The sequence below is a fragment of the Pseudomonas sp. GL-B-26 genome, from assembly GCF_019947405.1.
Classification (GTDB): domain Bacteria; phylum Pseudomonadota; class Gammaproteobacteria; order Pseudomonadales; family Pseudomonadaceae; genus Aquipseudomonas.
Map to the genome: position 1 here is coordinate 18,505 of NZ_JAGYGJ010000062.1, position 17,400 is coordinate 35,904.

At 59.5% G+C, this 17,400-nt stretch carries 20 protein-coding genes; 8 read left to right on the forward strand and 12 right to left on the reverse strand.

Going from position 1 to position 17,400, the window contains the following annotated elements; translation table 11 throughout:
- Positions 1-24: 24 nt before the first annotated feature.
- The 4 genes from KGB23_RS27440 to KGB23_RS27455 all read right to left on the reverse strand — a co-directional run bounded on the left by KGB23_RS27440 (position 25) and on the right by KGB23_RS27455 (position 2,394).
- The gene (locus KGB23_RS27440) at positions 25-513 is read right to left on the reverse strand and encodes a GNAT family N-acetyltransferase (protein ID WP_223433312.1); all 489 of its coding nucleotides are present in this window, start codon (positions 511-513) and stop codon (positions 25-27) included.
- Between the two features lie 84 nt (positions 514-597).
- Positions 598-984, reverse strand: coding sequence for a DUF488 domain-containing protein (locus KGB23_RS27445; protein WP_223433313.1), 387 nt, complete (start codon positions 982-984; stop codon positions 598-600).
- Between the two features lie 16 nt (positions 985-1,000).
- The gene (gene pcsA, locus KGB23_RS27450; RefSeq protein WP_223433314.1) at positions 1,001-1,720 is read right to left on the reverse strand and encodes a phosphatidylcholine synthase; all 720 of its coding nucleotides are present in this window, start codon (positions 1,718-1,720) and stop codon (positions 1,001-1,003) included.
- Positions 1,721-1,968: 248 nt separating this feature from the next.
- Positions 1,969-2,394: a GNAT family N-acetyltransferase gene (locus tag KGB23_RS27455; protein WP_223433315.1), complete on the reverse strand. Its 426-nt coding sequence runs from the start codon at positions 2,392-2,394 to the stop codon at positions 1,969-1,971.
- A gap of 171 nt (positions 2,395-2,565) precedes the next feature.
- Between KGB23_RS27455 and KGB23_RS27460 the strand changes: the two genes are divergently transcribed.
- The gene (locus tag KGB23_RS27460) at positions 2,566-3,291 is read left to right on the forward strand and encodes a tellurite resistance TerB family protein (protein ID WP_223433329.1); all 726 of its coding nucleotides are present in this window, start codon (positions 2,566-2,568) and stop codon (positions 3,289-3,291) included.
- Between the two features lie 48 nt (positions 3,292-3,339).
- Here the strand turns inward: KGB23_RS27460 and KGB23_RS27465 are convergent, their stop codons facing one another.
- A complete protein-coding gene (locus KGB23_RS27465) occupies positions 3,340-3,792 on the reverse strand; it encodes a cupin domain-containing protein (RefSeq protein WP_150656059.1) in 453 nt (150 codons plus the stop codon).
- Between the two features lie 250 nt (positions 3,793-4,042).
- Between KGB23_RS27465 and KGB23_RS27470 the strand changes: the two genes are divergently transcribed.
- The gene (locus tag KGB23_RS27470; protein ID WP_223433316.1) at positions 4,043-5,035 is read left to right on the forward strand and encodes a methyltransferase; all 993 of its coding nucleotides are present in this window, start codon (positions 4,043-4,045) and stop codon (positions 5,033-5,035) included.
- A complete protein-coding gene (gene ligD / locus KGB23_RS27475) occupies positions 5,032-7,623 on the forward strand; it encodes a DNA ligase D (protein ID WP_223433317.1) in 2,592 nt (863 codons plus the stop codon). Before KGB23_RS27470 ends, ligD begins: the two co-directional genes overlap by 4 nt.
- A gap of 120 nt (positions 7,624-7,743) precedes the next feature.
- Here the strand turns inward: ligD and KGB23_RS27480 are convergent, their stop codons facing one another.
- From KGB23_RS27480 to KGB23_RS27505, 6 genes are all read right to left on the reverse strand, one after another.
- Positions 7,744-8,418, reverse strand: coding sequence for a DUF3313 domain-containing protein (locus tag KGB23_RS27480; RefSeq protein WP_223433318.1), 675 nt, complete (start codon positions 8,416-8,418; stop codon positions 7,744-7,746).
- A gap of 48 nt (positions 8,419-8,466) precedes the next feature.
- Positions 8,467-9,735, reverse strand: a complete 1,269-nt coding sequence (locus KGB23_RS27485) for an OmpP1/FadL family transporter (RefSeq protein WP_223433319.1) — start codon at positions 9,733-9,735, stop codon at positions 8,467-8,469.
- A 67-nt stretch (positions 9,736-9,802) separates the two neighbouring features.
- Complete coding sequence (locus tag KGB23_RS27490; RefSeq protein ID WP_223433320.1) at positions 9,803-11,419, reverse strand: arylsulfatase; 1,617 nt, start codon at positions 11,417-11,419, stop codon at positions 9,803-9,805.
- A 291-nt stretch (positions 11,420-11,710) separates the two neighbouring features.
- Complete coding sequence (locus tag KGB23_RS27495; protein ID WP_223433321.1) at positions 11,711-11,992, reverse strand: DUF3303 domain-containing protein; 282 nt, start codon at positions 11,990-11,992, stop codon at positions 11,711-11,713.
- Positions 11,993-12,200: 208 nt separating this feature from the next.
- A complete protein-coding gene (locus KGB23_RS27500) occupies positions 12,201-12,758 on the reverse strand; it encodes an HD domain-containing protein (protein WP_223433322.1) in 558 nt (185 codons plus the stop codon).
- Entirely contained in the window at positions 12,751-13,152 is a 402-nt protein-coding gene (locus tag KGB23_RS27505; RefSeq protein ID WP_223433323.1) for a hypothetical protein, read from the reverse strand. The genes KGB23_RS27500 and KGB23_RS27505 overlap by 8 nt, the downstream gene beginning before the upstream one ends.
- A gap of 118 nt (positions 13,153-13,270) precedes the next feature.
- Here KGB23_RS27505 and KGB23_RS27510 point away from each other — a divergent pair, with 118 nt between their 5' ends.
- The 5 genes from KGB23_RS27510 to KGB23_RS27530 all read left to right on the forward strand — a co-directional run bounded on the left by KGB23_RS27510 (position 13,271) and on the right by KGB23_RS27530 (position 15,974).
- Entirely contained in the window at positions 13,271-14,041 is a 771-nt protein-coding gene (locus KGB23_RS27510; RefSeq protein WP_223433324.1) for a DUF2092 domain-containing protein, read from the forward strand.
- Between the two features lies 1 nt (position 14,042).
- Positions 14,043-14,600, forward strand: coding sequence for a hypothetical protein (locus KGB23_RS27515; RefSeq protein WP_223433325.1), 558 nt, complete (start codon positions 14,043-14,045; stop codon positions 14,598-14,600).
- 46 nt (positions 14,601-14,646) lie between these two features.
- The gene (locus KGB23_RS27520; protein WP_095131633.1) at positions 14,647-15,039 is read left to right on the forward strand and encodes a GFA family protein; all 393 of its coding nucleotides are present in this window, start codon (positions 14,647-14,649) and stop codon (positions 15,037-15,039) included.
- A 33-nt stretch (positions 15,040-15,072) separates the two neighbouring features.
- On the forward strand, positions 15,073-15,531 hold the full coding sequence (locus KGB23_RS27525; RefSeq protein WP_223433330.1) for a metallophosphoesterase family protein: 459 nt from the start codon (positions 15,073-15,075) through the stop codon (positions 15,529-15,531).
- Positions 15,532-15,593: 62 nt separating this feature from the next.
- Positions 15,594-15,974, forward strand: coding sequence for a RidA family protein (locus tag KGB23_RS27530; RefSeq protein WP_223433326.1), 381 nt, complete (start codon positions 15,594-15,596; stop codon positions 15,972-15,974).
- A 115-nt stretch (positions 15,975-16,089) separates the two neighbouring features.
- On the opposite strand, the gene lipA is transcribed toward KGB23_RS27530, so the two are convergent.
- On the reverse strand, positions 16,090-17,106 hold the full coding sequence (gene lipA / locus KGB23_RS27535) for a lipoyl synthase (RefSeq protein ID WP_223433327.1): 1,017 nt from the start codon (positions 17,104-17,106) through the stop codon (positions 16,090-16,092).
- Positions 17,107-17,400 lie beyond the last annotated feature (294 nt).

Genomic DNA, 17,400 nt, shown 5'->3' on the forward strand with positions numbered 1-17,400 from the left:
ATCGATTCCTACTTATTTTGAATGTCAGCCCCGTTGAACTGACGTCGAGGCGTCGACAACGGGCGTCAGACGCCGCTCCATGATGATCGTTCGCTCGGCCCCGTGAAACTCGTCGCGAACTTTTCGATAGCCCAGCTTGAAGTAAAAGGCCTCTGCGGTGATGGAGGAGGGAACGCGCAGTACCTCGATTTTTGCGACCTGGGCGACAGATAGAAGGGTCGCCATCAACTGCCTGCCGAGTCCGCGCCCCTGATGGCCTGGCTCGACGAATACGCTACGCACAACGTCTTGATCAAGACTGGCCGTGGCGACTACACGCTTGTCGATGGTGGCGACAAAGACCTGGCGTTGGCTCAACAAGGCGCGGATGGCCTCGGTAGAAAAGCTTTTCTCTACCTGTGGGATGACTTCGGGCGGGTAATCCAGGGCATTGGACTGACGCAGCGATTGAATGATGACATGGCTGATGGCTGTCGCATCGTCAGGGGTGGCGAGTCGAATCTGGTTATTCATTTGAAGACCCCAATCCTTGTGTCCTTACCGAAATCCTTTAACCCGATCTTGAGCAGTCAATGTCGCAATAGCCGGCGCCAGCGGCTATTTGAGCTGCGCCCCCCGCGCCGTTAACAACTCCCGCAATACCGATCGATGGCAATGCGCTTCATCTTCGCAATAACAGCCAATGGCCATCGACGTTTGATGGGACAACGCCGCCAACAAATCGAGCAACTGGCTGGGCGCCGGGTGGTTCATTTCGGTCTTGAACTTGCGCTTGAAGGCTTCCCACGCCTTGGCGTCTTCCGCCGCTTTGGCTTCTGCGACCAGTTCTGCACTGGGAGACAGCAGCGGCTGCCACACGTCATAAAAATCCCGACTGGCAAACTCGGCTTTCGGCACGCCACGCGGCGGGCGACGCACCGTGCCCAGGCGCAGGCCTTCATTGGAAGCGCGCGGTGAACCGAGGCGCACGATATGGATGGGCATGGTCGATGTGTTCCCCTTATCCCCGCGAGTTTTCGAACCACTCCAGCGCCGTGCGCCAGATGCAGATCCCCAGGAAGTAAGCCGACATCAGCAGCCAAAGCCCCATCACCAGCGGGTTGATCACTGGATGGTTGACCACCAGCGACAAGCTGCACAGCAGCCAGATGGCCGTTACTGCGATGTTGATCGGCATGAACTTGCGCACGCGGAACGGGTGGAGGAACTTCATCCGGGTCACAGTCAGCAGCGCCAGGCCGATGATGGTGAGAAAAGTGATCCACGGCGACGGGGCAATGATGTACAGGCACAGGGCGACCACGTTCCAGGCGGCGGGGAAGCCCTGGAAGTAGTTGTCCTTGCTCTTCATGTTGACGTTGCAGAAGCAAAACAGCGACGAGACCAGAATCAGCGACACGGACATCAGCAGCGTGTAGTCCGGCAAGGGGATGTAACGATAAATGAACAGTGCGGGGATAAACACATACGTCAGGTAGTCGATGACCAGATCGAGGATCGAGCCATCGAAACTTGGCAGTACCGACTGGACATTGACCTTGCGTGCCAACGCGCCATCCAGCCCATCGACGATCAGGGCGACGCCCAGCCACAGCAGGCAGTTTGTGGCCTGGTTTTCCAGCAGGGCGAGGGTCGCGAGGAAGGCAGTGACCACGCCGGTGGCGGTAAAACCATGGGCGCCCCATGCTTTGAGCCTGGCGATGTGTAGGGTCGATATCACGGTGGCGTTCTCCAGAAAGTGAAGCAAGCCTGTTATCACCCCTTCAATTGGGGGTGTCGGCAAACCAAGTCAGGTTGCATGTATCGACCGGGTATCCGGGGATAAGGTTCACCCTCTGTAAATCTTAGCTGGGCCGCAAAAAAATACCCCGGATAAATCCGGGGGTATTAAATGAAACATCGGCGCAGGACGATACGTTTTACTCAAACACAGTGATCGGCGGATTGATCGGGTGCAGACAGGCTCATTCACAGCGCCTTGCTCATGAACACCCGACTCGTGCCTGGCGGGTCGCAAGGCACTTCCCCGAAGCGCTGCCAGCCGTGCTTTTCATAGAACTGCGGGGCCTGGAAACTGAGGGTATAGAGCACCGCCGAGCGGCAACCGCGACGACGGCCTTCGTCCTCGTACGCGTTGAGCAGTCGAGATCCGAGCCCGGAGCCGCGCAGTGACTCGGGCAAGTAGAACAAATCGAGAAACAGCAGACCGAGTGACGTACGCCCGGTAATACCACCCAGCACCTGATGGGTGTCCGGATCGCGGACCGTGACTGCCAGCGACCGGCGGTCGTTGATGCCGGTCATCTGATCATTGAAGGCACTCAGCCCGGCGCTGAGTACGTGCTCGACTTCAGGTTCGATGACGTCGCTGACGATAATCAGGTGGCGGTCCATGTGTTCGTTGATCCTGTGGGCATCGGGTTTGCGAGGGTAGAACACTTGCAGCCGATGGTCATCAGGGTCAAGGGCGATAAGGGTTTCACGTCAGCCAAACGGTGGTGGCGTATTTGCCGGTGAGGACTATCGTTGCCTGACTGGATCACTCCACTCGATGAGGACATCGTCATGAACACCAGCGATCTGCTCGAACAGTTACTAAGGGCCGGCCAAGGCTCAATGTCGCAACAGGGTGGCGGTGGCGCGTCGGCACAAGGCGGCCTGGGCGGACTCGGAGGATTGCTCGGCGGCCTGCTGGGCGGTGGCGGCGGGTCAAGCGCCGGGGGCAGTGGCCTGGGTGGTTTGCTCGGTGGTCTGCTGGGCGGTGGCTCAACCATGAGCGGTTCGACCCAGACCCGTTCGGGTGGCGGCACCAACTACGCGGCACTGGCTTCGCTCGGAATGATGGCATTCCAGGCCTATCAAGCCTGGCAACGCAGCCAGGCCTCGGCGCCGCAACAGGCGCCGCGCACTGTCGACCTGTTGTCCGGCCCGGAAGTCGAGGACCACAGCCATGCGATTCTTCGTGCATTGATTGCGGCGGCGAAGGCCGATGGCCGGATTGATGATGCCGAGAAGCAGATGATCAGCACTGAAATCGGCCGCCACACCGACGACCCAGAGCTACAGCAATGGCTGGACGATGAAGTCGCGCGGCCGCTGGACGCCGCCGATGTGGCGCAGTCGGCCACGGATTCCGGCATGGCGGCGGAGATGTACCTGGCCAGTGTGATGCTGGTGGACGATCAGCAGGACGCCGAACGTAGCTATCTGGATGAACTGGCTGCGGCGCTGAACATCGATCCGGACCTGCAAGTGCATCTGGAACAACAGGCCAAAGGTGGGGTGGCCTGATGTTCGTTCCCACCCAGTGGGAAAGAACATGAAAAAACGGCCTGGCCTCTATCGGGCTTCAGGTGCTTTCGGCACCAGAAACGTAACGCCGAAACTCTCGGCGATTGCCAGGATCCGCGGCAAATCCTGCGGCACTTTGAGCTGATCCAGTGCGGCAAAGAACTGACCACCGAGCGGATCAGACACCACACCGATCATCTTCGCCGTCGCACTGATGTTCTTGTAAGCATGAACAGTCCCAGCGGGAATGTGCACATAACCGCCGGGGAAAATGGTGGTGGCATTGCCCGCAACCGTCACTTCCACTTGCCCGTCGATGACGTAGAACGCTTCGTCCCAAGGGTGAAAGTGCGGAGGCGGCCCGCCGCCTTGTACGCCTTCCTGGATATGCATTTCAAAAGGTTTGCTCAGATCCCCGCCCGCGAGAATGGTGATGGCCTCACCCACGACATTGACCGGGTCGGGGGTTTTTTCGGGCTCGATGACATGAACCGTTCGCATGATTGCTCTCCGAAGGATGAGTCCACACCCGCTGAGTATATTCACTTGTCTGGCGCCGGGTGCCGCGCCACAAGCCCGTCTGTCCGGGCGATTTCAACGCCGATGGAATTTTCTTCCAGAGGTGTCGCTCTGCTGATGTAGAGACGTGCTGATTGAGCCCCGCCAATGACCCGGATGTCCAATGCCTGCACGCTACACTTAAAGGGCTTGCCGCCGACGAGCAAATCCGGTTTTCGATAGGGTGCCCTTCATGAATCAGGAAGCACAGCTTAGCGCCGCGGACCTGGCCCTGCTGCAATTGGGGCGCCGCTTGCAGGCCGACGGTTACCGTTTCATCACGCCAACGCCGCTGACCCATCAGCGGGTCAATGATCGCGTCTTCGGGCAAAGCGCCCGGACCCTGCGCGAAGTATTCGGTTGGTCGCGGTGGTTTGATCCCGGTCTGTTGTCGGTGGATGAGCAGCGGCAGTTGCAACAGGCAGGCGTCCTAGAGGAATGCAATGGTCGACTGAAAAGTCATGTGCGCTGGTCAAGCCTCGATGACCTGTTGTTCGTGCATTCGGGTTACCCCACTGATGCCGCTGACGCGGTGTTCTTCGGCCCTGACACTTATCGTTTTGCACAACTGATTCACACCCATCTGCAACAGAGCTTCGCGCCGATCAGGCGCGCCGTGGACATCGGCTGCGGCGCTGGCGTCGGAGCGATTGTGATTGCCCGCGCACGCCGTGAGGCCGAAGTGCTGGCCGTTGACATCAACCCGTTGGCGTTGCGCATGACGGCGGTCAACGTCGCGCTCGCCGAGGTGGCCAACGTCAGCATCGAGGCCAGCGACGTGCTGCAGGACGTCGACGGCCACTTCGACTTGATCGTCGCCAATCCGCCCTACATGGCCGACCCGACCGAGCGTGCTTACCGGCATGGCGGCGGGGTGCTGGGCGCGCAGTTGTCGTTGCGCATTGTCGAGCAAGCCCTGTATCGCTTGGCCCCCGGTGGCTCCCTGGTGCTGTACACCGGCGTGGCGATGATCGATGGTCTCGACCCGTTTCTGGATGCGGTGACTCCGTATCTGGAATCGCCGATGTTCGGCTGGACCTACCACGAACTCGACCCCGATGTGTTCGGTGAAGAACTGTTGACCCCTGGCTATCAGCGGGTAGAACGCATTGCCGTCGTCGCATTGATCGTCACGCGGATCGGCCCGGGCATCGGGGGCACCGTTACGTCAGCCGGTGCGCCATGAGCAGGAGCCTGGACGATTACAATCGCATGCGTGATTTCTCGGCGACCGCTGAACCGGCCGCTGGCAAACGGTCGGGCAAAAAAAACGTGAAAGACCATGCCTTGCAGTTCTGCATCCAGAAGCACGACGCGTCGCACCTGCATTACGACTTTCGCCTGGAGCTCGATGGCGCGCTGAAAAGCTGGGCAGTGCCCAAAGGCCCGTCACTGGACCCCAAGGTCAAGCGCCTGGCGGTGCACGTCGAGGACCATCCGATGGATTACGCCACCTTCGAGGGCAGCATTCCCGAAGGGCATTACGGCGCCGGCGAGGTGATTGTCTGGGACCGGGGGGTATGGATTCCCCAGGACGATCCGGCCGAGGCTTACGCCAAGGGCAAGCTCAAATTCGAGCTAAAAGGCGAGAAGCTCGGCGGCCTGTGGAACCTGGTGCGCACGCACATGCCGGGCAAGCAGGAGCAATGGTTTCTGATCAAGCATCAGGACGGCGCGGCCAAACCCGAAAGCGATTACGACGTGGTCGCCGCCGAGCCCGACAGCGTGCTCAGTGACCGGACCATCGTTGCCAAAAAGGCGAAGACCGCTGCCAAACCCAAACCTGTCAAAAAACCCGCTACCCCGGCGCGCAAGGAAAAGTCGGCGCCATTGACGGGCGCCCGCAAAGCCAAATTGCCTGACCTGCTCAAACCGGAACTGGCGACGCTGGTCGAAAAAGCCCCGGGCGGCGAGTGGAGCTATGAGATCAAGTTCGACGGCTATCGGATCATGGCGCGCATCGACCACGACGAGGTCAAACTGTTCACCCGCAACGGCCACGACTGGACCCAAAAACTGCCCAGACAAGCCGAGGCGTTGACGGCGCTAGGCCTCGAATCCGCCTGGCTCGACGGGGAAATGGTGGTCGCCGACGAGCAGGGCGTGCCGGACTTCCAGGCCTTGCAAAACGCCTTCGACTCGGGCCGCAGCGGCAACATCGTCTACTACCTGTTCGACATGCCTTACCTCAACGGCGTGGACCTGCGCGAGGTACCTGTCGAGGAGCGAAGGGTGGCGCTGTCGACCGTGCTCAACCCCAACAAGGACCCGCTGCTGCGCTTCTCCGATGCCTTTAGCGAAGAACCGGAAGCGCTGCTCAACAGCGCCTGTCAAATGCAGATGGAAGGGTTGATCGGCAAGCGTCTGGGCTCGCCTTACGTGTCGCGACGCAGCAGCGACTGGATCAAGCTCAAGTGCAAGCATCGGCAGGAATTTGTGGTCGTCGGCTTCACCGACCCGAAAGGCTCGCGCAATGCCTTCGGTGCGCTGCTGCTTGGGTTGCATGACCGCGACAGCGGTGAGTTGCGTTACTCGGGCAAGGTCGGCACCGGGTTCAACGAGACGACGCTCAAGCGCATTTACGAGCAACTGAAACCGTTGCAGACCAAAAAGATTTCAGTGGTCAACCCGCCGAGCGGTTTTGACGCCAAGGGTGTGCACTGGCTCAAGCCCACGTTGCTGGCTGAGGTCGCCTATGCCGAAATGACCAAAGAAGGTTCCGTCCGTCACGCCGTGTTCCATGGCCTGCGTGACGACAAACCTGCCGAAGACATTACCGAGGAGCGTCCGAAAGCCGTGAAGACTTCAACCGCGAAAAAAACCACTGCCGAAAAACCTTCCACCCCTGCCAAAAAGAAAGCCGCGCCCGCGCCCTCACAAATCGGCCTGGGCGAGGGCAAGGTCCGCATCACTCACCCGGACCGGGTGATCGACGCCAGCAGCGGCACCACCAAAGTGCAACTGGCGGAGTATTACGCCAGCGTCGCCGAATGGATTTTGCCCGAGCTCAAGGACCGGCCCGTGGCGCTGGTACGCGCCCCGGACGGCATCGCCGGCGAACTGTTTTTCCAGAAGAACGCCGAGCACCTGGCCATTCCGGGAATCACCACCCTGGACAAGGCACTCACCGGTCAACCGGTGATGATCATCAACAACGCCGAAGCGCTGGTCGGCGCCGTGCAGATGAGCACCGTCGAGTTGCACACCTGGAACGCCACCTCGGACAACCTCGACAAACCCGACCGCTTCGTCCTCGACCTCGACCCGGACCCGGCGCTGCCCTGGAAAAGCATGGTCGAGGCGACTCAACTGACCCTCTCGGTACTCGATGAATTGGGGCTCAGGGCGTTCCTCAAGACCAGTGGCGGCAAAGGGATTCACCTGGTGGTGCCACTGACCCGCAAGCTGGGTTGGGATGAGGTGAAGGACTTCAGCCACGCGATTGTCAGCCACATGGCCAAGTTGCTGCCGGAGCGTTTTTCCGCTGTGTCAGGACCGAAGAACCGGGTAGGGCGGATCTTCATCGATTACCTGCGCAACGGTCTGGGCGCCACGACCATCTGTGCCTACGCCGTACGCACCCGCGAAGGGCTGCCGGTGTCGGTGCCGATCTTTCGCGAAGAGGTGGCTGAACTCAAGGGTGGCAATCAGTGGACCGTGCACACTGTGCATGAACGTCTGGCCGAGGTCGGTGATGAGCCTTGGGCGGATCTGAAGAAAACCCGGCAGTCGATCACCGCCGAAATGCGGCGGCGGGTCGGAATGAAAAAATAGCGGTTGGGGTGAACATGATCGGTGTAGGAGCTGGCGTAGCCTGCGATCTTGGCGACGGTTGTTACACCGACAAAATCGAGATCAAAAGATCGCAGCCTGCGGCAGCTCCTACAAGGGGGGTTACTTGATGAATGCCTGTAGGTCACTGGTCAGCTTGTCGATCGCCACTTTGAAATCCTTGGTGGTGATCTTCTGGCTCTCGTTCGACAGTTGGCTGCCAAATACCTTGCGCACCACTTTGGCCACAGTTTGATTGGTTCTTGCGTCGATGAACTCAGCCTCGATGAACAGGTTGGTGTCCTGATCCCGGTGACCGGTGGCGGCCTGTGTCGCTCCGACTACAGCCGCGATCGGCACCACTTCGTACCATTTCATGCCTTCGTTGGAGGCACTCACTCCGGTGATCGCCGCGCGCAGGATCAGGGGTTTTGAACCGGTCGGCGCTGATTTCGCGCTCGACACCACCCGATATTTCTGGCCCAGCACGCCTTTGGCCTTGCTGGTCATGTAGCTCTGCAACTCGTCAAGGGTTTGCTGGTTCACCCGCTCAGTGGGCTTGGGCGCCGGGTACAGCTCCAGCTTGTTGAAGGCCACGGTGTCATACGCATTCGGGTTCCATGACGGGCTCACCCAGCGCATGGCTTTCTCGCCACTGGTGGTCGTCACTTCTTCCAGGTTGTTGTAGTTGGACAGGAAACCGGAATACTGCTCACGCTCGGTGACTTTCGAGGTGCAACCGCCGAGCAGCAGGCTGGCCAGCGCAGCGCCAATAAACAGTTTTCGGGACAAGTTCATAGTGGTGTTCGCTCCATGGATTAAGTCGTTTTTTTCAGTAGCAGGGCATCAGAAGCGCCAGGTCATGTTGCCGGTCAAAGCCTGAATCCAGGCATTGTCGAACTCGCCGGAAGTTCGAATACCCGACGTGGATTTGGTCTGGTCCACTGGCATATCGCCCAACCAGACCATGGCCCAGCTGACATTAATGTCGGTGACCTTGTTCAGAGCATAGGTGGCTCCGGCCGCAATGCGCCAGGATTCGCCCATGGGCACGGTAAAAGTTCGGTTTCCGTCCGAAACGGCGCTGCTGTCGTACGCCACACCGACGTTCCACAGCCATTGCGGTGTGGCCTGATACTGCGCACCGAGCGCCAGTTGCCAGGTGTCTTTGAAATGGGCGTCGACCGTCGTCGATTGAGCGCCAAACGCGGTGGTGTCGACTTGCACCGCGATATCGCCAAACTCTGACCAGTCCTGCCAGTTGACCGAGGCCAGCAAGGCCCATTGCGGGTCGAGTTGCTGGAACAGACTCAGTGTTGCCGTTTGCGGCACGGTCATGTCGAGTTGGGTGTTCAGGCCGTCCAGGCGCTCCAGCGCGGGCCCGTCGCCTTTGACGTCCAGCCCGTCCTCGAAGTCCAGATCGACCTTGCTGGTGTAGGCCAGGCCAATGCGGGTCCCGGGTTGTGGGGCATAGATCACTCCCACGTTCGCGCCAAAACCCCAATCGTTGTCTTTGTACTTGAACTGGCCGTCGCTGCGGTCGGTGAAGCCGAAAGGCGCGCGGTCGATCGCGGTTTGGGCTTGCAGCATGCCGTACATGGCTTTCACGCCGACGCCCACCGACCATTGCTCGTTAAAGCGATATGCCACGCTGGGCACGAAAGACAAACCGGCGAGGCTGGCGTCTTGCGCGAAGTAGCGCCCGGACCATTCGTTGTCGTAATTGACCGCCAGGCCAAAGTCAGCGTACTGGCCGAAGCCAATGCTCCAGTGGTCGTCGAATTGATGGCTGATGAAGAAACTGCCACCGGGAATCGGGTCGAGGGCGTTGCCACTACCCGTTCCGGTGCCGTTGGTGTTCGAGTCGCGATCGAAGCTCAGGTCGCCGTAGAGAACCTGCAAACCACCGGTGATCTGTGTGCCGGGCAGATAACTCATGCCGGCCGGGTTACTGGCGATGGTCGAGGGGCCTTGAGCACGGGCCGCGGCACCGGCGTTGGCCAGGCCGGCGTTATCGGTGCCGATTTCGTAGAGCATGATGCCGCCGGCGTAAACGTGCTGACTGCACAGGGCACACAGGGTAATGGCGGGCAGGGCGGATGTTTTTTTCTGCATGGGTTACCTCAGCAAATGTCCGTCATGGACGCGGGTGGCGAGCGCTGCCCCCCGCGAATTCAACTCCTTACTTGCCCATGGCCGCCCGGGCTGCTTCGATCTTGGCTTTGACGGCCTCGAGGTTGAAGCTCGCGCCTTTTTGCATGGGCGGGAACTCAACCGCTGTTTCAGCCAGTTTGACCACCTGCTGCTGCACAAACACGAAGCGCCAGAACTGGAATTTGAACCACTCGAAATACTCCAGCGAACCATTGGCCGCCATGTTTTCCGGCCATCCGGCGCGTTCGAACGGGTCGAGACGCAGGTTGGTCAGGGCCGGCACGTCCAGCGTGGTTTTTGCCCCTAGCCAGCCACCAGGCTGGTCAATGAAGCGGTACTTGAAGTCATCGATACGGATAGCGCCCAGCGTGCTTTCGCCGAAGTAGAAGATCTCATGACGATTCGATGGACCTTTGCCGGTAATCATCGGTGTCTGGTCATAGCCGTCCAGGTGCACTTTGTAATTGGTATCGCCCAGTTGTTTGCCCTTGAGCAATTCTGCGGTGATGTTCGGGTTGCCCGCCGCCGCGACCAGGGTCGGGAACCAGTCCATGCCTGACATGATGCCGTTGGCCACCTGGTTAGCAGGTACCTTGCCCGGCCAGCGAATGATCGCCGGAGCCCGGAAACCACCTTCCATCACCGTGCCTTTACCCATGGCAAACGGCGTGGTGCCGCCATCCGGCCAGGTAAAGTTTTCAGCGCCGTTGTCCGTGGTGAAAATCACGATGGTGTTGTCATCCATGCCGTCTTTTTTCAGCTTGGCCATCACGTCGCCAACGATGTCGTCGATCTGCGCCATGCCGGCTTCCTGTTCCGACCAGCCATTTTGCGCGTTGCGCATGGCTTGGTACTTGTCGGAGAGGTGAGTGACGATGTGCATGCGGGTCGGGTTGAGCCACAGGAAGAACGGTTTGTTGTCTTGCTTGGCCTTGTCGATGAAGGTGAAGGCTTTGTCGCGAATTTCGTCGTCGACGGTTTTCATCCGCTCCGGATAGAGGGTGCCCGCGTCTTCGATTTTCTGTTTGCCGACCTTGCCCCAGCGCGGCATCACGGTCGTATCGTCAGTCGTCGTGGCCCAGCTGTGAACCATGTTCCGTGGGCCAACGGTGGGCAGAAGATCTTGCGGGTAATTGGGGTGCGCCGGATCTTCCATGGCGTCGAGGTGATAGAGATAGCCGAAGAACTCGTCGAAACCATGCACGGTCGGCAGGAACTGATTCAAGTCGCCCAAGTGGTTCTTGCCGAACTGGCCGGTGGAGTAACCCATGGACTTGAGTGTGGTGGCGATGGTGACGGCTTCGGCGGGAATACCAATGGGAGAACCGGCCTGCCCGACAGTGGTCATTCCGGTACGGATCGGCAGTTCGCCGGTAATGAAGTTGGCGCGCCCGGCGGTACAACTGGCCTCGGCGTAATAGTCGGTAAAGCGCATGCCTTCAGCGGCGAGCTGGTCGAGGTTGGGTGTTCGACCGGCCATCATGCCCTGGTTGTAGACACCGATATTGGACCAGCCAATATCGTCACCCATGATGACGACAATGTTGGGGGTTGTTTTGTCGGCAGCTTGAGTGATGCCGGGGAGAACCATTGCAGCCAACAGTACTGATACAGCGAATGCCGTTGATAACGTTGTCCGGTTCATGTCGAGCTCCTGCGCAGTAGCGTGAGTACCTTGAGACGAGCCCCCGACCGCCCATGAAAAAATTGGATCCCCCGCAAAGAGCGTAGGTACGAATCGTGAAATATCCAGTCATTTGTTTTTCAGCCGCAGATCTTTGTTTCATGGGCTTTACAGCAGAGTTGTGGATTCAGACGATCGCTGATATTTCAACCAGACGAAGTCCTCAATCCGTGCCAGGATCGGCCATAGGGAATGTGTTGTTCGACGTGCGGGAGGGCATGAGGCGGCAAGCCCGGCTCGCCGCCTCAACAACTATTGCTTGCCGACAGCGGCCGCCAGCAGCGGCGCTATCTGTTCATCGGTCAGTGCCGCCTGGACCTCCATGGTCATGAGGTCGCTCCATTCCAGCACCCACTTCTGAATCGCTGCCGGATCACTGGCCTCTGCCACGCCAAAACCGGATGCACCACCGACGGCGTGCCAGCGTCCCAGCATTTTGACGCCAGCGGGTGGAGCCCCCCCGGTCTTGAGGAAACGCCCGATCGCGCTGTTACGATTTGCCGAATTGATAGACCAATTGACTATGAATAACATTTGCCACCTCCTGCTACGGATTGGCACCTGTTGCTCTTCGCGCACCTGGCGGGTGCCGGGACCACGGTCACGCTTGAGTGTCCAGCTTCATCCCTGACTGGCTTGAAACCACTGCTCCCATGAGAAGGCATAGCAGCAGGCCAGACTCTGCGTATGACCGCTGATCCTGTTTCGTTGCCTTTGTATCAGTCCGTGGATGACACCTGTATCACCAACGAAACATCGGCATTGGCCGTAGGGGAGTACGAAGGAATTGTCGTGCAGTCAGCCTGATCAGCATCCTGTGAAACCCATGATTGGGAAACGTCGACTTCACCGTTTTGATGAATTCCCGTGGCAGGCCGAATGTCACCGTGCCGAGGGTTACATCAATGACATCGGCTCGCCGGAAGGGCTCGACGCTGAGTGCATGGGCGGCACCATAGGGCCGTACTTTGTGGTGTTCCTGGATCAGTGCCGTGACTTCGCTGCTCAGGTGCGACAGTTGCCGGTCGGCGAGATAACCCTCAGCCAGGCGAACCGACGGTTCCAGATAGTCGAGGGTCCGGTCGGTCCAGATGCCCAGATCATGAAAGGCCGCCGCGATCTGCACGGTTTCGGACGGCAAACCGGTGATGCCGCTGATCGCGATATAGAAGTTCAGCACCCGATAAATGTGATTGCGATAGCCCTGCAGATCAGAGCCGATCACCAGCGCGAATGACGTCAGTATGTCGTCCGTGACGGGGAATTCGAGGACGACGTTCATGGGGTTGAGTTCACGCATCGCGTAACAGGTCGTTGGCGTTGAGCAGCTCGTAGGCAATCTCCGGGCGCTTCTCCAGTGCGCGACGAATCGCGGCCGGGATCGACTGACGGGTTTTGCGGCATAGCCCCGGTTGCTCGCTAAGGTTAATACCGATACCGCGCATGGTGCGTACTTCGTTGAAACTGGGGACGATGTCTACGCGGATGCCCAACTGCTCATACATCCGCTGTTGCAGACGCTCGAGGTCACTCAGGCTCTGGAGGTTTTCCAGGCGTTCGACCAGGCGCTTTTCTTCCGATCGGGTCAGAAACAGGATGCGCACGTCCGCACCCGGTGTTTCCAGCAGCGGGTCACGCCCGCAGTCGCAGGCGCCGGGCGGGCAGGGTTGACGGATCGGAGGCGTGGTGGTCATGGGGTTCAATCATAGAGTGCTCCAATCAGGTTTGCCCATAGGGTTTTGAGCCCTTCTGGCGAACGGGTCACGCCGGGTCTAGGCTTAAAAGTCGTGCACAGGCCAAGGAGCGGGATCAATGAAAGCCAACGCGAGTGTTGTCTGCCTGTTGTTGACCCTTGCGCTGGCCCCGGGCGCTCGTGCCGAGGATCCGCCAACACCGGACGTCACCCCGACGATCAACCCGCAAGTGGTCGATAAACTCATCGATATGGGCACCTACCTACGCAGTCTGCCGACGTTTCAGGTAGACGCCGAAGTGTCCCGGGATACCGTTCTGGAGTCTGGCCAGAAGATCAAGACCGAGGCCTCTACGGTCTTGAAAGTGGTGGGTCGCGATCGGATGTATGCCAAGACGGAGGGCGATGTGCGAACGCGAGAGTTCTTCTACAACGGCAAGAAACTGACCCAGTATTCACCGTTTCTCAAGTACTACACCACCGTGGATGCACCGCCTGAAGTCTCCGATACGCTGCACTTGATAGAACACCATTACGGGATTCAGGTGCCCATGGAGGATCTGTTTCTGTTTGGCAGCGATCAGACACAGATCGATGCGCTGAAAGAGGCGCTATACGTCGGCCCGTCGACGATCAAGGGGCAATTGTGTGATCACCTGGCCTTTCGGCAGGAGGGCGTTGACTGGCAGTTGTGGATCACCCGATCCGACAAGCCGTTGCCGTGCAAACTGGTGATCACTACCACCGATGAGCCGGGTTTTCCGGAATACAGCGCGGTGTATCGCTGGAACCTGAAGCCGGGCATCAAGGACTCGATCTTCACCTTCGCACCGCGTAAGGGCGATGTGGCGATTCCTTTGAAGAAAGTCAGTGATCAGGGAGGGGAATGACATGAACAGGACGGTGTCGTGGAGCCTGTTGTTATCGCTCGTAACCACCTCGGTACTGACGCTGAGCCTGGTCACTTATGTGGACGCCCGACCCCAGCGCGCCCAAGGGCACGCCAGGGCATCGGTCAATCGTGCGCCACCGCCCTCGGCCCCAAGGGCTCAGCGCATCAACACCGGTAATACCGCGCAACGCGCTACCAACGTCAACGCGGGCAATCGGGCCAATACCGCAAACACGGTCGGCAACCGAACCAACGTCAACAACAGCAACCGTAACGTCAACATCGACAACAGCCGCGACGTGGACATCGACGTCGACGGGAATGGCCGCTATGGCTACGACGATCACTACCATCCGATTGCCACGGCGGCGGCCGTCACCGCAACGGTCGCGGTGACAGCGGCAGTGGTCGGGTCGATCTTCACGCCAGCGCAATTGCCCCCCAGTTGCGTGCAAGTCATCCAGTACAACACGGCTTACATGCAGTGCGGTTCAACCTGGTATCAACCGCAGTATCAGGGCAGCGATGTGACTTATGTCGTGGTTAATGCGCCTTGAGTCGGGGGATCACATTCCGACCGTTTGATTTTAGAGGAGACGCAGCATGGAGCGATTCACGGGGGGTTGCCTGTGCGGCAACGTCCGAATTGAGGCGTCGGGACTCCCTTATCGGGTCGGCCTTTGTCACTGTCTCGACTGCCGCAAGCATCATGGGGCGCTTTTTCAAGCTTGCGCGATATTCCCTCAGAGTGCGGTGACGATCGAAGGCGAAACACGCGACTACGCCGGGCGGTTTTTCTGTCCCCGCTGCGGCTCGTCCGTTTTTGCGCGCACCGACGACGAAATCGAAGTGAACCTGGGATCCCTGGATGCCCCTGACCAACTGATGCCAACCTACGAAAGCTGGATCGTGCGTCGCGAGTCCTGGTTGCCGCCGTTTCCGCTCACTAGACGATACGAGCGCGACCGTGACGCCACCGGTCGCTTTGAGGAGTAGGTGCCGATGCTTGAACCGGGTCTGGAGCGCTGCATGAAAGTCGGCGTGATTTCCGATACCCATGGCTTGCTCCGCGCTGAAGCCCTTGCTGCACTGCAGGGTTGTGAACGGATTATTCACGCGGGCGACATCGGCAACCCCGAAATCCTCGATCAACTGGCATCAATAGCCCCGCTGCACGTGGTCCGCGGGAACAATGATCTGGACGCCCCTTGGGCAGAAAATCTCGCCGACTGCTTATGTTTCGACCTGAACGGATGGCAGACCTTGCTGGTACATGACAGTGCCGATATCCCAGCCGTGCTTGATGCAGGCATAAGGCTGGTGATCACCGGCCACTCGCACAAGCCCCGCATAGAATGGCGCGGCGAACAGCTCTATCTCAATCCCGGCAGCGCGGGACGCCGGCGCTTCAAGCTGCCGGTGACGCTGGCTCTGCTTGAGGTGTTTGAGACCTCAATTGAGCCGCGCCTGGTCTCGCTGCTGGAATGACCTTTCCCTGGGTGCCGCTATATACTCGACAGCCGATTTACCCCCTCAGGCAAGAGACACCCATGGCAAACCACGACCTCACGTTTCTCCCCGATCCTGATCCGGATTCCATCTCCTCGGATGTCGCCGGTTTCGGTGGCCTGCTGGTCTCCACTCAGATCCCCACCCGCGCCAACGGCAGCCTGGAACTGGGCGACATCACCCTGCAGAGCGAATGCACCCTGCAGGCGCTCAAGGTAGCGCTCGAGCACGCCGGCAGTTCCATGGATCGGGTTCTGCATCTGACCATCTACCTCACCGACATGGCCGATCGCGCCGCCTTCAACGAGGTCTACCAGCGCTTCTTCGCCAAGCCCTGGCCGGTTCGGGCCGCCGTTGGCGTGGCCTCCCTGGCAGTTGAAGGCATGCGCGTGGAAGTCACGGCGATGGCGGCCAAGGGCTGAGTCCGCGGACTTGTCCGGCGGTCCCGCTCAACGATCGGGCACCACCGGACGGGTTGGCAAAGACTGCTTCAAGGATGGCGTTTATTGGTCGTCTACGAGGCGCGGCATGAGGCTTTCAAGGGGAATCGAATCCAGCAGTAAGGAGGGAATCCACAGTGTTCGTTGCCCGCTGAACTTGTTGGTCCGCATGGTAGGACGAGCGCACCAGGGGACCGGACGCAACGTTCTTGAAGCCCATCCGCGTACCTTCCTCGGCGAACCAGGCGAACACGTCCGGGTGCACGAAACGCTGGACCGGCAAGTGACTGCGAGACGGTTGCAGGTACTGGCCGAGGGTGAGCATGTCGATATCGTGCTCACGCATGCGCTGCATGACTTCGATGACTTCCTCGTCGGTCTCGCCAAGGCCCAGCATCAGGCCGGATTTGGTGGGTACATGCGGGACCATTAGCTTGAACTTCTGCATTAGATCCAGCGACCACTCGAAATCCGAGCCCGGCCGCGCGGCTTTGTACAAGCGCGGAACGGTCTCAAGATTATGGTTGAACACATCGGGTGGCTCAGTGGCGGTAATCGCCAGGGCGACGTCCATGCGACCACGGTAATCCGGCACCAGGGTTTCCAGCTGCACGCCCGGCGACAGCTTGCGGATTTCGCGCAGGCAATCGACGAAATGCTGGGCGCCGCCGTCGCGCAAGTCGTCGCGGTCCACCGAGGTGATGACCACGTACTTCAGGCGCAGGTCGGCGATGGCCACGGCGAGGTTCATCGGCTCTTCGGTGTCCAGCGGTTTTGGACGGCCGTGGCCCACATCGCAGAACGGGCAACGGCGGGTGCAGATGTCACCCATGATCATGAAAGTCGCCGTGCCACCGGAAAAACATTCGCCGAGGTTCGGGCAGGAGGCTTCTTCACAGACGCTGTGCAGCTTGTGTTTGCGCAGCAGCTGTTTGATCCGGTTGACCTCGGGGGAGATCGGAATGCGTACGCGAATCCAGTCGGGTTTGCGTGGGAACTCATCGGTCGGGATGATCTTCACCGGAATTCGCGCAACCTTTTCTGCACCGCGCAGTTTGACCCCGACTTGCATTTTTACCGGTGCTTTGCCGGTCGATTCCACGAGAGTGCTCATGTACTTTTTCCTTTTGCGCGAGCGGGAGGGCAGGCCCACAACGCGACCTGTAGCAGCTGGCGAAGCCTGCGTTCGGCTGCGCAGCAGTCGTAAAACCTGAGTGCGAGGTTTTTCTGAAACACCGCATTGCCTGATTTCACGACTGCTGCGCAGCCGAACGCAGGCTGCGCCAGCTGCTATGTATGGACTCGCCCCCACGTTCAACCTGCTTTTTGAACACTGCTACCCGGTTGCATCTATGTATGAGGCCTGTTCGAGGAAGCCTTCAACGGCTTCTGGCCAACATTGGGTAAG